The following is a 15271-nucleotide window of genomic DNA, read 5'->3' as shown; positions in this document are numbered from 1 at the left end:
ATGCCCATCGAATCGTTTATCCGGTGGGCATCATGCATTCGTTTTTAAACAAGTCCTTAAAACAAGTCTTTAAATCTGTGATACAGCATGCCTGCAGCGAGCATAGGTGAGCGGAATGTCGGGCCGCCGGGGAAGGTCATATGCTTGATTTTGGCGAACACATCGAAATGTCCTGCCTGTTGGCAAATGGCCTCGGCCAGTAGTTTGGCCGCCATGTGGGTGGCGTTCACCCCATGTCCCGCATAGGCTTGGGCATAGAAAATATTATTGGCATCGGGCAGGCGACCAATTTGTGGCATACGGTTAGCACCGATACCTATCATACCGCCCCATTCATAATCGATGCGTACACCTTTTAACTGTGGGAAAACCTTCTCCAAGTTTGGCCGTAATGCCGCTTCAATATCCTTAGGATCTTTACCCGAATAGGTGCAAAGGCCGCCAAATAGTAGGCGACGGTCTGCCGATAAGTGAAAGTAATCTAAGGCAATTCGCATATCGGCGAAGGCCATATTTTGCGGAATGATACTCGCGCATTGCGCTTCGCTTAAGGGTTCTGTCGCCAGCAAATAACTGCCAGCGGGCAAGACTTTGCCACCGATATAAGCATTGAGTTTATGACCTATATAGGCATTGCCCGCCAAGACTAAATATTGGCAATTGACGGCTCCCTTGGCGGTAATGACCTTAGGTCTAGCCCCTTGAATAATCTTCTCTGCGGCGCTGTATTCAAATAACTGTGCGCCAAGATTGCGGGCCACGCGGGCCTCACCCAGAGCAAGATTCAGCGGATGTAAATGGCCACTGCCCATATCGACTAGTGCACCTTGATAAAAATCTGAGCCTATGACTTCACCTAATTGCGGCTTAGTTAACAGCTTGATTTCTTGCTGGTAACCCATGGCTTTGAGTGCACTAAACTCTTCTTCAAGCTCATCCATATGGCGGGGTTTTACCGCTAAATCGCAATATCCCATTTGCAGATCGCAGTCGATTTGGTGTTCTTGGATGCGATTACGCACAATTTCGACCGCTTCAAAGCCCATCTGTTCAATAGCTTTTACTCCTTCGGTGCCAATTTCATTTTGGAATTTCGAAGCGTCATGGCCTATGCCGCGAATGAGTTCGCCGCCATTGCGCCCCGACGCCCCCCAGCCGATACGTTTAGCTTCTAATAAAACCACACTCAGCCCACGCTGGGTGAGTTCAATCGCGGTATTGATGCCGCTAAAGCCGCCGCCCACGATACAGACATCGGCGTTGATTTCGCCTTCAAGCTGTGGGTGCGCATAAATTTCCTTTGCGGTATCCACATAGTAGGAGTGTGGGTATTGCTCGCTGTGTACTGGGGGTTTACTTGCCATCATGGCTCCAAAAATTGTTTTTATTGTAAATTGGACTTGTCTCAGTATACTCATCACACTTTTAACATGATGCAAAAAAGTGTTCGTTTTATTTAACACGCTTTTTATGTAGAATACAATCAAAGCTGTTAAACACACGCTTTGGGGCGAAAATTCGCTCTAAATGGTGTTTATCCTGAACAACCAGTTCGTCATCTATCGGGGGGACCCGAGCCTTTGGGGGGATGTTAAATTTGGATATTGGAGCCAGTCTCAAAACTGTTCGAAAAATGAAAGGCTTATCTCAAAGAGAACTAGCTAAGCGTGCTGGAGTGACTAACAGTACCATTTCAATGATCGAAAAAAACAGTGTTAGCCCGTCGGTCAGTTCTTTGAAAAAAGTATTGTCTGGTATCCCTATGTCTTTAGTGGATTTTTTCTCCATTGAAGCCTCATCTGATAGTGAGCAGAAGGTTGTTTATCGCTCCGATGAATTGTTGGATATAGGTACAGGCCCATTGGAGTTTAAGCTGATTGGCCGTGACTTCCCCAATCGCGCTATGTCTGTGATGAGCGAAACCTATCCCCCTGGCTCTGATACGGGTGAGGAGATGCTCAAACACGAAGGTGAAGAAGCCGCTATGGTGGTTGAGGGAAAATTGGAGCTGACCGTTGGGGATGAAATTTATATTTTAGCCGCGGGTGACAGTTATTATTTTAACAGCGAGTTGCCCCATAGATTTCGTAACCCCTTCGACGAACCTTGCCGTCTGGTGAGTGCGACGACCCCCGCCAACTTCTAACTCATCTATCCGCGCCATCGCAGGGTATCGCCCTCTTTTTATCTACAGAAGCTTCCCTGACGCCATTCGTGGCGTTGTGGCCTGCTAGCGATACTCTGCTCGTCCTATCTATCGTGTAAATATTTTGCCATTGTGTAAATAATATTGGTCAAGTTGGGCCCTAACTCTCAGGGGCAACTTTAGCCGAGATTTCGCATAACTTGCCTATTTTAGCTTAAGCTAAGGGGGGTTATTCACACGCAATCCATATGTATTTAAGCTAACATAATGTTATTTATCAAAAAACAGCTTGTCTGTGTTAAATAATCTTTAACAAGAGTTTAACCTCTTGCCTAGGGTTAAAATTCGGTGTACTGTGTGAAAAAATGAACGTTTGAAGTTAAAGTGTTCGTTATGCTAGTAAAATAAATTCTTAAGGTGAGTTATGTCTGTCGAGTTGCCCTTCATTGGCGTGATTGCATGTAATCAGCAGTTAGGATCACATCCTTTTAATATAGTGGGTGAAAAATACCTACTCGGTGTAGTGAATGGCGCGAAAGGTTGGCCCTTAGTGATCCCCTCTTTGGGGGCAGACCAACCTATTGAAGCCATCTTGGCACGACTCGATGGCATTTTGTTTACTGGCTCACCATCAAATGTTGAACCCCATCATTATGCAGGACTTCCTAGCGAGGAGGGGACACACCATGATCCCAAGCGTGACGCGACGACGTTGCCACTTATCCATGCCGCCATTGCTGCTGGCGTGCCAGTGCTGGGTATTTGTCGCGGTTTTCAAGAGATGAATGTGGCTTTTGGGGGGAGTTTGCATCAAAAGCTCCATGAGGTGGGTGGTTTTATTGAACACAGAGAAGATAAAAATGCCTCATTAGAGGTGCAATATGGGCCATCCCACAGTATCACTGTGGAGCCTGGGGGGGTCATTTACGAGGCCTGGGGCCGTAGCTCTGCAGAGGTTAACTCTGTTCATACTCAAGGCGTGGCGCGTCTGGGTGTTGGGTTGCGGCCAGAAGCTTATGCTCCCGATGGATTAGTGGAGGCTTTCTCCGTAATAGATACCAAAGAATTTGCCCTAGGTGTGCAATGGCATCCGGAATGGAGGGTGAATGAAAATCCATTTTACCTGTCTATTTTTAATGCTTTCGGTGATGCATGCCGACGTAGGGCTACAACTCGAGTGAAATAATAATGAATAAGCTAATCGCTTTTTTAAAAGAACGAAAAATCACAGAAGTCGAATGTGTTATCAGTGATATGACCGGCATTGCCCGCGGTAAAATCGCCCCAGTAGATAAGTTTGTCGATGAAAAAGGCATGCGTTTGCCCGAAAGCGTGCTGTTACAGACGGTGACCGGTGATTTTGTTGGCGATGATATCTATTATCGCTTACTCGATGACGCAGATATCGATTTTGTCTGTGTTCCCGATGAAAATGCCGTCTTTATGCTGCCTTGGACCATAGAAGCTACGGCTCAGGTGATCCACGATTGCTACGACAGAATGGGCAATCCTATCGAGTTATCCCCTCGTAACGTGTTGAAAAAAGTCTTGTCTCTCTATGATGAACAGGGTTGGGAACCTGTTATAGCACCCGAAATGGAGTTCTATTTGACCCGTCGTAGTGATGACCATGATTTACCGCTCAAGCCGCCGATTGGCCGTTCGGGTAGACCCGAGGCGGGCCGTCAGTCATTTTCTATCGATGCGGCTAACGAATACGACCCTCTATTTGAAGATATGTATGACTGGTGTGAGATTCAGGGGTTAGATATCGATACCTTGATCCATGAGGATGGCCCGGCACAAATGGAGATCAACTTCAGCCATGGCAATCCTTTGTCTCTTGCCGATCAGGTATTTATCTTCAAACGTACCCTACGTGAAGCGGCACTTAAGCACGATGTGTGCGCCACCTTTATGGCAAAGCCTGTTACCGATGAGCCGGGCAGTGCGATGCATATTCACCAGAGTGTGATTAATAAAGAAACGGGTAAGAATGTTTTTACTAATGAGGATGGCACTCAAAGCGCATTATTTCTGAGCTATATTGCCGGGTTGCAGAAATTTATTCCTGAGTTATTGCCGCTGATGGCGCCGAATGCTAACTCGTTCCGTCGTTTCCTCCCCGGAACATCTGCCCCGGTTAACCTAGAGTGGGGCGTTGAAAATCGCACCTGCGGTCTACGTATTCCTGAGTCGTCACCACAAAATCGGCGTATCGAAAACCGTATTCCTGGCGCCGATGCAAACTGCTATTTAGCAATTGCAGCGAGTTTATTATGTGGCTATATCGGCATGGTAGAAAAGCTCAAACCATCAACGCCCGTTCAAGGTAAATCAAATGAAAGTCGAAGCAATAACCCACATTGCTTGCCTTTAACCCTCGAAGAAGCGTTAGCGGCGATGGAAGAGAGTGATGCCTGTAAGGAATATTTAGGCGAAGCCTTCACTACGGGTTTTGTGGCTGTGAAACAGGCCGAGCTTGAAAACTTTCGCCGTGTGGTCAGTTCGTGGGAGCGGGAGTTCCTGCTCCTCAGTGTGTAATGCGTTTTGTTTTAACATAGAAATGGGGCTCGGCATTTGCTTATCTGGACGCTACTTGTCGCAAATGTTTGAGCCGCGTTAAACCATCCTCTGCACCACTTTGGTGCTCTTGCTTGGCGTTAGTTGCCTAACTTTGGTGCGGAGGTGTTTTTACTCGAAGGTCGTTATTTATCTGAGTTTGGGTAAATAAATATTTGTAGACTCATTCAGTTAGGCACTAAGCGAAAGATTTTTTTCTGTATTGGTATTATGTACAAATAAGATTAAAATTTATTTTAGCTAACTGTTTGTTAGTCAAATTAAAAAGATACATTATTTTGATGGTTTCAGCAGTTGTTTTAGGGACTTGAGGCATTTGCCTTAATGTTGCAAGATGTAGGGTGTGTGTCATATCTAGTCTGTTTTTGTGATTGTTAATGCAATCGTGAGAATTGATCAATTTGGCATGAAATCTGATACCTGACAAATTGCAGCCACCTAAATCAGAAGGCATGATTAGGGTGCTGTAGAGACTGCCGATGCGGTTTTTAAGGTGTAGCATTGGTCGAAAATAACAACAATAACCGAGCTGATGGTCGGTGACACAATTTCAGAATTGATTTAGGCAATTCTGCTACCCGAGAAAGGAGAAAGCATGAAGCTATTTAATAAGATGACCACACTGGCTTTAGTGACGGCGGGTGCACTCGCTAGCGTCGCAGCACAGGCCGAAGAAGTGGTGCGCATGTATAACTGGTCTGATTATATCGCGGAAGATACCTTAGAAAACTTCAAGAAGGAAACGGGCATTCGGGTGGTTTACGATGTGTTTGACAGTAACGAAGTGCTGGAAGCTAAGTTATTGTCTGGCCGTAGTGGTTATGACATCGTTGTACCTTCTAACCACTTCCTTGCAAAACAAATCAAAGCCGGTGCTTTTAAGCAGTTAGATCGCTCTAAACTTCCCAACTTTAAAAACCTTAATGCTGAACTGATGCAGCAGCTTGAAAAAGCCGATCCGGGTAATCAATATTCAGTGCCTTATTTATGGGGTACTAACGGTATTGGTTACAATATCGATAAAGTGAAAGCCGCCGTGGGTGAAGATGCGCCATTTGATTCTATGGAGCTGATTTTTAACCCTAAATATGCTGAAAAGATCTCAAAATGCGGCTTTGCTATGTTAGATTCTGCCGACGATATGGTGCCACAAGCCATGCTTTACTTAGGCTTAGATCCTAATAGTGATAAGCCTGACGATTATGAAAAAGCGGGTGAATTACTGGAAAAAATCCGTCCCTATGTGACTTATTTCCATTCATCGCGTTATATCTCCGATCTCGCCAATGGCGATATCTGTGTGGCCTTTGGTTTCTCCGGCGACGTATTCCAAGCTGCGGCCCGTGCCGATGAAGCGGGGAACGGCAATAAGATCGGTTATTCCATTCCTAAAGAAGGTGCTAACCTCTGGTTCGATATGTTAGCCATTCCAGCCGATGCGGCTAACGTTGAGAATGCCCATAAGCTTATCAATTATTTGTTACGTCCTGACGTGATTGCCCCTATCTCTAACTATGTGGCCTATGCCAATCCAAACGATCCTGCTCAGCCTCTGGTTGATGAGGCAATCCGCAATGATCCCGCAATTTATCCACCTAAAGCAGTATTAGATAAGTTGTATATTGGTGAAATCCGCCCCCTAAAAGTTCAACGCGTACTCACCCGCGTATGGACCAAAGTGAAGTCTGGCCAATAATCGCTTCGGGGCAGGCTCTGCTTGCCCCCGCTTTGGTCAAGTCACTCAATATAGGTATCCCTTCTGCCTAGCTGGAGGGGATTAACAGATTAACCTCTTTCATTAATTCATTGTGTAAATCTCAAGTGTTGAGCGTGCTGTCGTATCAATGCTTGGGTGGAGAAGTACTATGGCAAGCACCTCGGGCGTCACCAATAAACCGACAACAAAGACGCAAGAAAAAGTACTGCTCAAGATTGAGCGGGTAAGCAAACTCTTCGATGACGTGCGGGCTGTCGACGATGTGTCATTAACTATCAATAAAGGCGAAATTTTTGCCTTACTCGGTGGCTCCGGTTCAGGTAAGTCAACCCTATTGCGTATGTTAGCCGGCTTTGAGAAACCCACCTCTGGCCGTATTTTCCTCGATGGCGAAGACATCACCGATTTACCGCCCTACGAGCGCCCCATTAATATGATGTTCCAGTCCTATGCCCTGTTTCCCCATATGACTGTTGCGGAAAATATTGCCTTCGGTTTGAAACAAGACAAACTGCCTAAGGCTGAAATTGAACAGCGTGTGCAGGATATGCTCAAGCTGGTGCATATGGAGCAATATGGTAAGCGTAAACCGCACCAATTATCCGGTGGTCAGCGTCAACGTGTTGCATTGGCCCGTTCACTGGCGAAACGGCCAAAATTATTGCTACTCGATGAACCTATGGGGGCATTGGACAAAAAACTGCGTACTCAAATGCAGTTAGAAGTGGTTGAAATTCTTGAACGCGTCGGCGTGACCTGTGTGATGGTGACCCACGATCAGGAAGAAGCCATGACCATGGCGGGGCGGATCTCGATTATGAGTGATGGCTGGATTGCACAGACGGGCTCGCCAATGGACATTTACGAGAGTCCGAATAGCCGTATGATCGCCGAATTTATCGGTTCGGTGAACCTCTTTAGTGGCGACATTGAGGTCGATGAAGTCGACCATCTGATCATCAAACCCAACGAGTTAGCACAATCCTTTTATGTGGGTTACGGTGTAACGACCAACGTCGAAGATAAGCATGTGTGGTTAGCCGTGCGTCCTGAAAAGACCATTATTAGCCGCGAGCAGCCAGAGGGTGAGTATAACTGGGCAAAGGGTGTTGTGCATGATATCGCCTATTTAGGAGGGATTTCAGTGTATTACATTCGTTTGGCGAATGGTCAAATTGTCCAGTGCAGTATGACTAACCGTGAGCGCCGCGCCGATCATGCGACTTGGGATGACGAAGTGTTCATCAGTTGGGAGGACACCAGTGGCGTGGTGTTGAGATCATGAAGATACCGTCAAAATTAAAATGGCTGAAGGGGCGCTTCTGGACCATAGGGTTTCCCTATGCCTGGTTATTGCTGTTTTTTGCCTTACCCTTTGCGATAGTGCTCAAGATCAGCTTCTCGACGGCTGCGATTGCTATTCCGCCCTATGAAGCCACGTTTCAATATAGCGACGATGTGCTAAATATTTTTTTGCATCTAGGTAACTATTTGATGTTGCTTGATGATTCGCTGTATTACACGGCTTATCTCAGCTCATTAAAAATGGCGTTAATTTCGACCTTGGGCTGCTTGATGATTGGCTACCCTATGGCCTATGCCATAGCGCGGGCGCCAGCACGTTTGCAAACCGTGTTGTTATTATTAGTCATGCTGCCTTCATGGACGTCGTTCCTTATTCGAGTTTACGCTTGGATGGGGCTCTTGAGTAACACTGGCATTATTAACAATACCTTGCTCTGGTTAGGTGTTATTTCTGAACCAATCCAAATCTTAAATACTAATATTGCCGTATATATCGGCATCATCTATGCCTATCTGCCCTTTATGATCCTTCCGCTTTACGCCACCTTAGTGAAGATGGATATGAGCCTTATCGAAGCGGCATCGGATTTAGGTTCTAGCCGATTAAATACCTTCTGGAAAATTACCTTCCCACTCTCTAAGAGTGGTGTGATTGCGGGTTCTATGTTGGTGTTTATTCCTGCGGTGGGTGAGTTTGTGATCCCAGAACTCCTCGGCGGTCCAGATTCCCTCATGATAGGTAAAGTGCTGTGGCAAGAATTCTTCAATAACCGTGACTGGCCTGTGGCCTCCTCATTGGCGATTGTGATGTTGGCACTCTTGATTATTCCTATTACCTTATTCCATCGCTATCAGGCGCGTAGTTTGGAGAAAGACCTATGAAAAAGCTGAGTTTTTCTTCTGTGATGTTGTGGTTCGGACTGTTTTTTCTGTACGCACCTATGCTGATCCTTGTTATTTATTCATTCAATGAATCAAAGCTCGTGACCGTATGGGGGGGATTTTCCCCTAAATGGTACGGGGAATTATTTGAGGATCAGCAAATTTTGGATGCGGTTTGGACCAGTTTGCGGATTGCATTTTACAGTTCTACCATGGCGGTGATCATTGGCACTATGGCAGCATTTGTGATGACGCGTTTTAAGCGCTCATGGGCAAAGTTGACCCTATCAAATATGATCACAGCACCACTGGTGATGCCAGAGGTGATCACGGGTCTGTCATTGCTATTGTTGTTTGTGCATATGGCGGATCTTTTAGGTTGGCCAAAGGAGCGCGGCATGGTGACAGTGTGGATTGCCCACTCAACCTTCTGCGCCGCCTATGTGGCCGTGGTCGTGTCCTCAAGATTACGTGAGCTGGATATGTCAATCGAAGAGGCGGCAATGGACTTAGGGGCCACACCTTTGAAGACCTTCTTTCTGATCACTGTGCCTATGATTTCCCCAGCGCTGGTGGCGGGTTGGCTATTGTCTTTCAGCTTATCCCTAGACGACTTAGTGATCGCAAGCTTTGCCTCTGGCCCAGGTGCGACGACGCTGCCTATGGTGGTGTTTTCTTCGGTGCGTTTAGGCGTATCACCTAAGATTAACGCCCTAGCGACGCTGATCATTCTGTGTGTGTCTTTAATTGCCTTCCTCTCTTGGTATATGGCAAGACGAGCCGAACAGCGTGAGCGCATGCCACTTAACTAATGAGAAAAGCAGCTGAGAAAAGCAGCTGAGAAAAGCAGCTGAGAAAAGCAGCTGAGAAAAGCAGCATGGCCCTAAGGGCTATGCTGCTTATTTTTAGTCAGATCCTCTCCAGCCATTTTCGTTAAGCCGTTTTCACACTTTAGTCATACAAAGCTTAAGGTATTTGCCTGTTTGAAATATCAAACAAAACGTAAAATATTATGCTTTTGTGGCTAGTCATTCGATTTTTGAAGGTGTAGGATGTGATGGCTGTTTAAAATAATGAACAAAAGAATTCAAGGGAACATCATGTCTGCCATACCCCACACTGGATCATATTACGCCGCATCGGCTAACGATAAAGTTGAACGTCCGCGCCTACAGGAATCGATTGAAGCCGACGTTTGTGTGATTGGCGCGGGTTATACCGGCCTTTCTGCTGCGCTGCACTTATTAGAATCAGGCATGAGTGTTGTTGTGCTTGAGGCCGCACGTATTGGCTGGGGCGCCTCGGGCCGTAACGGTGGGCAAATCGTCAACAGTTATAGCCGAGATATTGATACCATTGAAAAAACCGTCGGCAAAGAACAAGGTAAGCTCTTTGGCAAAATGGCCTTTGAGGGCGGGCAAATTATTCGCGATCGCATCGCTAAGTACAATATTCAATGCGACCTCAAAGATGGCGGTGTGTTTGCGGCGATGAACGAAAAGCAAATGGGTCATCTACGCCATCAAAAGCAACTGTGGGAAAGCCACGGCCATGTTAATCAGCTCGAACTCCTCGATGCCAAAGGTATTCGCGGTGTGGTAAATACTGAGCGTTATGTCGGTGGTCTGCTCGATAAAAGCGGCGGCCATATTCATCCGCTTAACTTAGCCCTAGGCGAAGCGCGCGCGGTGGAATCCCTCGGCGGTAAGATTTTTGAAGACTCAGCGGTGCTGCGTGTCGATGAAGGCGATAGCCCTGTGGTGCATACGGCTCAGGGCAGCGTCAAAGCCAAGTTTGTGGTCGTGGCGGGTAACGCCTATTTAGGTAAGTTAATGCCAGAGCTGCAGGCAAAATCTATGCCCTGCGGCACCCAAGTGATTACTACTGAGCCCTTGAGTGCCGATCTGGCGGCGAGTTTATTACCACAGGATTACTGCGTTGAAGACTGTAACTATCTGCTCGATTATTTCCGCCTGTCTGGCGATAAGCGGATGATTTACGGCGGCGGCGTAGTGTATGGCGCCCGCGATCCGGCGGACATTAAATCCATCATTATTCCGAACATGCTCAAAACCTTCCCGCAATTAAAAGATGTGAAGATTGATTATGCCTGGACGGGTAACTTCCTCCTGACGTTATCGCGCCTACCACAGGTCGGCCGTATCGGTAAAAATATCTATTATTCACAGGGTTGCAGTGGCCACGGTGTCACTTATACCCATCTGGCGGGCAAGTTACTGGCCGAAATGCTCAATGGCCAAGCCACGCGCTTCGATGCCTTTGCCGCATTGCCACATTATCCATTCCCCGGTGGCCACGCACTTCGCGTCCCTTTTAGTGCTATCGGGGCTTGGTATTACACCTTAAGAGACAAGCTAGGTATCTAGTCTGTTTCATTTATTTTTATTCGAGGCAAGCGATTGCCTCACTAATGCGAGGACGTCCTTGTGTTGCTAAAAGATCCGAGTTTGTTGCGTCAACAATGTTATATCAACGGCCAGTGGTGTGATGCCGAGTCTAAAGAGACTGTGGCCATCGCCAATCCTGCCACGGGCGCTGTGATTGCAAGCGTCCCTGTAATGGGGCAAGTCGAAACCCAAGCTGCGATTAAGGCGGCGGAAGCGGCGCTGCCTGCATGGCGAGCACTGACCGCCAAAGAGCGCGGCGCTAAATTAAGACGCTGGTTTGAATTACTGAATGAAAACAGTGATGACCTCGCGTTATTGATGACCACAGAACAGGGCAAACCGCTGGCGGAAGCCAAGGGCGAAGTGACCTATGCGGCGTCCTTTATCGAGTGGTTTGCCGAAGAAGCGAAGCGTATCTATGGCGATACCATTCCCGGGCATCAAGGGGATAAACGCTTGATGGTAATTAAGCAGCCCGTTGGTGTGACGGCGGCGATTACGCCGTGGAATTTCCCCGCGGCTATGATCACTCGCAAAGCTGCTCCGGCTCTCGCCGCGGGTTGTACTATGGTCGTTAAACCTGCGCCGCAAACGCCGTTTACCGCATTAGCCTTGGCTGAGCTTGCCGAGCGTGCGGGCATTCCGGCAGGGGTGTTCAGTGTGGTCACAGGCGATGCCGTCGCGATTGGTAATGAAATGTGCAGCAATCCGATAGTGCGTAAGCTGTCGTTCACTGGCTCAACCAATGTTGGCATTAAGTTGATGGAGCAATGCGCGCCAACACTTAAAAAATTATCTTTAGAATTAGGCGGTAACGCGCCATTTATCGTATTTAACGATGCCAATATCGATGCCGCTGTCGAAGGCGCCATGATCGCTAAGTACCGTAATGCCGGCCAAACCTGCGTCTGCGCTAACCGCATTTATGTGCAAGATGGGGTATACGACGAGTTCGCCTTAAAACTTAGCGCTGCGGTGGGCAAGCTCAAAGTCGGAGAGGGTATCAAGGAAGGCGTGACTACGGGGCCGCTGATCAATGCCGCCGCGGTCGAGAAAGTACAAAGTCATCTTATCGATGCCATTGCCAAAGGCGCCTCTGTGATCGCAGGCGGCAAAGTTCACGACCTTGGCGGTAATTTCTTCGAACCAACCGTACTCACTAATGTCGATAAAAGCATGCGTGTTGCCCGTGAAGAGACCTTTGGTCCACTGGCGCCGCTATTTAAATTCAGCGATGTCGACGATGTGATTAAACAGGCTAACGATACTGAATTTGGCCTCGCTGCTTATTTCTATGGCCGCGATATTTCACTGGTGTGGAAAGTCGCCGAAGCCTTGGAATACGGCATGGTGGGGGTCAACACTGGCTTGATTTCGACGGAAGTGGCGCCCTTTGGCGGGATGAAATCTTCAGGGCTTGGGCGCGAAGGTTCTAAGTTCGGCATCGAAGAATATTTAGAAATGAAGTACATCTGCATGTCCGTTTAATACGGTCCGATTTGGCGTGTGAGGAACACTAAATGACAACAACCAATGATTCATTGATGGCACGTCGCCAAGCCGCAGTTGCGGGTGGTGTCGGGCAAATTCACCCTATTTTTACCGCGCGCGCCGAAAATGCGACTGTGTGGGATGTTGAAGGTCGCGAGTTTATTGACTTTGCGGGCGGCATTGCCGTGCTTAATACCGGCCATCTTCACCCTAAAGTGAAGGCGGCGGTTGCGGCTCAGCTGGATAATTTCTCCCACACTTGTTTTATGGTGCTCGGTTACGAGAGCTATATCCAAGTGTGTGAAAAGCTCAATCAATTGGTGCCAGGGAATTTTGCCAAGAAGACGGCATTATTTACCAGTGGCTCAGAAGCGGTTGAAAACGCAGTTAAAGTGGCGCGTGCCTATACCAAGCGTGCAGGCGTGATTGCCTTTACCTCGGGCTACCATGGTCGCACTATGGCGGCCTTGGCACTGACCGGAAAAGTCGCGCCTTACAGTAAAGGTATGGGGCTGATGTCGGCGAATGTGTTCCGCGCCGAGTTCCCCTGCGAGCTGCACGGCGTGTCCGATGACGATGCTATGGCCTCGATTGAACGTATCTTTAAAAATGATGCCGAGCCAAGTGATATCGCCGCCATTATTTTAGAGCCAGTGCAGGGCGAGGGCGGTTTTTACGCCGCATCACCCGCCTTTATGCAGCGGCTGCGCGCACTGTGCGACCGTGAAGGCATAATGCTTATCGCCGATGAAGTGCAAACGGGCGCAGGCCGTACTGGCACTTTCTTCGCTATGGAACAAATGGGCGTGGCTGCAGATATCACAACCTTTGCCAAATCTATTGCGGGTGGTTTCCCACTCTCAGGTATTACCGGCCGCGCTGAGGTGATGGATGCAATTGGCCCTGGTGGTCTTGGCGGTACCTATGGTGGCAGTCCGTTAGCCTGCGCCGCAGCGCTTGCTGTCATCGAAGTGTTTGAAGAAGAAAAGCTGTTAGACAGGGCCAATGCCATAGGCGAGCGTATTAAGTCAGCACTGAATATGATGCAGATTGAACATCCACAAATCGCCGATGTGCGTGGTTTAGGCGCGATGATAGCCATCGAACTGATGGAAGAGGGTAAACCTGCACCGCACTATTGTGCCCAAGTGTTGGCTAATGCCCGTGACCGTGGATTGATTTTATTATCCTGCGGCACTTACGGTAATGTGCTGCGTATTTTGGTGCCATTAACCGCGCCTGATGCACAAATCGATGCAGGCCTTGGTATCCTCAAAGCCAGCTTCGATGCCGTTCTGAAAAGCTAATATTGCTTTGATAAAGCTGTTTTAGATGACAGTTTTACATAATAAAAATCCCGCTGCGGCGGGATTTTTTATGGAAGTCGTTTTTACTGCCAATGACTTTTAGAACGAGTCAGTTTACTGAATCGCTACTGTTTAATCTCCATTAGGATCTGCAATGCCTTCTTGCGTTGATCAAGATCGTATAAGTCATTGGTGAAGATAAACTCATCCACGCCGAGTTCTTTGACGATCATTTCCAAACGATGCTTAATCGTCGCTGGGCCGCCAATAACAGATAAACCTAAGAAGTTATCGACATAGGTTTCTTCCTGCGCACTCCATAAGCCATTCATAGTGTCAACCGGTGGTTTTAGCCATAACTCGTGCCCACGGATAAGTGCCAGCACGCGCTGTTTCGAGGTCGTGCCCAGAAATTGCGCCTCTTCATCAGTGTCGGCGGCGACGAGCGGCAAACCGAGCATCACATAGGGTTTATCCAGCACTTTAGAAGGTTTAAAGTCGCGGCGATAGATTTCAATCGCATCGTAGAGAAAACGTGGGGCAAAGTGGCCCGCAAACACATAGGGCAAACCGCGCTGCGCCGCTAACTGCGCGCTAAAGAGACTCGAGCCTAATAACCAAATCGGTACATTAGTGCCTTCTCCGGGAATCGCTCGCACCGCATGGCGACCATTGTAAGGGCCGAGTAAGGTTTGTAATTCACTGACTTCTTCAGGGAATTGTTCGGCGCGGCTACTGTCACGGTTCAGTGCTCTGCTGGTAATTTGATCGCTGCCGGGCGCACGCCCTAGTCCTAAATCGATTCGACCAGGATATAGGCTTTCAAGGGTACCGAACTGTTCGGCGACCACTAACGGTGCATGGTTTGGCAGCATAATGCCACCCGCACCGACGCGAATACGCTGCGTATTGCCAGCAATATAGCCAATTAATACCGAGGTTGCCGCGCTGGCGATGCCGGGCATATTGTGGTGTTCGGCAAACCAAAAACGATTAAAGCCGAGTCTGTCGGCTTCCTTGGCATACTGCAAACTGTTTTGCAGCGTTTCGCCTACGCTTGAGCCTTGGCGCATGGGCGCGAGTTCCAATAGCGAGAAGGGAATATCGGCCAATATTGATGTCGGTTGTGACATAGTGTCTCCAAGTGACTGCCGTTTTTGCTAGCGACAACAAGTGGCGCTAACTGTGTTAGGCGTATTGAGCTAAGTCATTAAACTGAGTGTGTATTCGCTTTGTAACAAATTGAAGGGCTAAAGTCATCCGCGTGTGAGGGTTGATAATGTGGAACTGAAGTTCTTATTCTCAGCAACTCAGCGCTAAGCCAGTCACAGCGGGATTGTATGACTTTTGCTAAAGCTCATTTGGTTATGAGTAGCAATACAAGGGTATAAACGATGTTGAATGAGGTGATAAAAAACTGCCGATAGCAGGG

12 protein-coding genes are annotated in these 15271 nt (G+C 47.9%); 10 read left to right on the top strand and 2 right to left on the bottom strand.

What is annotated here, in order from left to right; all coding sequences use genetic code 11:
* Positions 1–56: 56 nt before the first annotated feature.
* A complete protein-coding gene (locus tag MJO46_RS06990; RefSeq protein ID WP_253988694.1) occupies positions 57–1364 on the bottom strand; it encodes an FAD-binding oxidoreductase in 1308 nt (435 codons plus the stop codon).
* Positions 1365–1597: 233 nt separating this feature from the next.
* On the opposite strand from MJO46_RS06990, the gene MJO46_RS06985 reads away from it, so the two are divergent.
* From MJO46_RS06985 to gabT, 10 genes are all read left to right on the top strand, one after another.
* Entirely contained in the window at positions 1598–2146 is a 549-nt protein-coding gene (locus tag MJO46_RS06985; RefSeq protein ID WP_198782631.1) for a cupin domain-containing protein, read from the top strand.
* Positions 2147–2570: 424 nt separating this feature from the next.
* The gene (locus tag MJO46_RS06980; protein WP_253988693.1) at positions 2571–3332 is read left to right on the top strand and encodes a gamma-glutamyl-gamma-aminobutyrate hydrolase family protein; all 762 of its coding nucleotides are present in this window, start codon (positions 2571–2573) and stop codon (positions 3330–3332) included.
* 2 nt (positions 3333–3334) lie between these two features.
* Positions 3335–4690: a glutamine synthetase family protein gene (locus tag MJO46_RS06975; protein WP_198782633.1), complete on the top strand. Its 1356-nt coding sequence runs from the start codon at positions 3335–3337 to the stop codon at positions 4688–4690.
* Between the two features lie 634 nt (positions 4691–5324).
* Positions 5325–6425: a polyamine ABC transporter substrate-binding protein gene (locus tag MJO46_RS06970; RefSeq protein WP_253988692.1), complete on the top strand. Its 1101-nt coding sequence runs from the start codon at positions 5325–5327 to the stop codon at positions 6423–6425.
* Positions 6426–6594: 169 nt separating this feature from the next.
* Positions 6595–7731, top strand: coding sequence for a polyamine ABC transporter ATP-binding protein (gene potA, locus MJO46_RS06965; protein ID WP_253988691.1), 1137 nt, complete (start codon positions 6595–6597; stop codon positions 7729–7731).
* On the top strand, positions 7728–8633 hold the full coding sequence (locus tag MJO46_RS06960) for an ABC transporter permease subunit (protein WP_253988690.1): 906 nt from the start codon (positions 7728–7730) through the stop codon (positions 8631–8633). Before potA ends, MJO46_RS06960 begins: the two co-directional genes overlap by 4 nt.
* The gene (locus MJO46_RS06955) at positions 8630–9445 is read left to right on the top strand and encodes an ABC transporter permease subunit (RefSeq protein ID WP_253988689.1); all 816 of its coding nucleotides are present in this window, start codon (positions 8630–8632) and stop codon (positions 9443–9445) included. The genes MJO46_RS06960 and MJO46_RS06955 overlap by 4 nt, the downstream gene beginning before the upstream one ends.
* 288 nt (positions 9446–9733) lie before the next feature.
* Positions 9734–11020 (top strand): FAD-binding oxidoreductase, encoded by a 1287-nt coding sequence (locus MJO46_RS06950; protein WP_253988688.1) that lies wholly within the window; start codon positions 9734–9736, stop codon positions 11018–11020.
* Between the two features lie 60 nt (positions 11021–11080).
* Entirely contained in the window at positions 11081–12529 is a 1449-nt protein-coding gene (gene gabD / locus MJO46_RS06945) for an NADP-dependent succinate-semialdehyde dehydrogenase (protein WP_253988687.1), read from the top strand.
* A 32-nt stretch (positions 12530–12561) separates the two neighbouring features.
* The gene (gabT, locus tag MJO46_RS06940) at positions 12562–13839 is read left to right on the top strand and encodes a 4-aminobutyrate--2-oxoglutarate transaminase (protein ID WP_253988686.1); all 1278 of its coding nucleotides are present in this window, start codon (positions 12562–12564) and stop codon (positions 13837–13839) included.
* A 125-nt stretch (positions 13840–13964) separates the two neighbouring features.
* Here the strand turns inward: gabT and MJO46_RS06935 are convergent, their stop codons facing one another.
* Complete coding sequence (locus MJO46_RS06935) at positions 13965–14972, bottom strand: LLM class flavin-dependent oxidoreductase (protein ID WP_253988685.1); 1008 nt, start codon at positions 14970–14972, stop codon at positions 13965–13967.
* Positions 14973–15271: the final 299 nt, after the last annotated feature.

The sequence above is a fragment of the Shewanella sp. KJ2020 genome, from assembly GCF_024197625.1.
In the GTDB taxonomy this organism is placed as follows: domain Bacteria; phylum Pseudomonadota; class Gammaproteobacteria; order Enterobacterales; family Shewanellaceae; genus Shewanella.
This window is presented reverse-complemented; position numbering and strand designations above follow the sequence as displayed.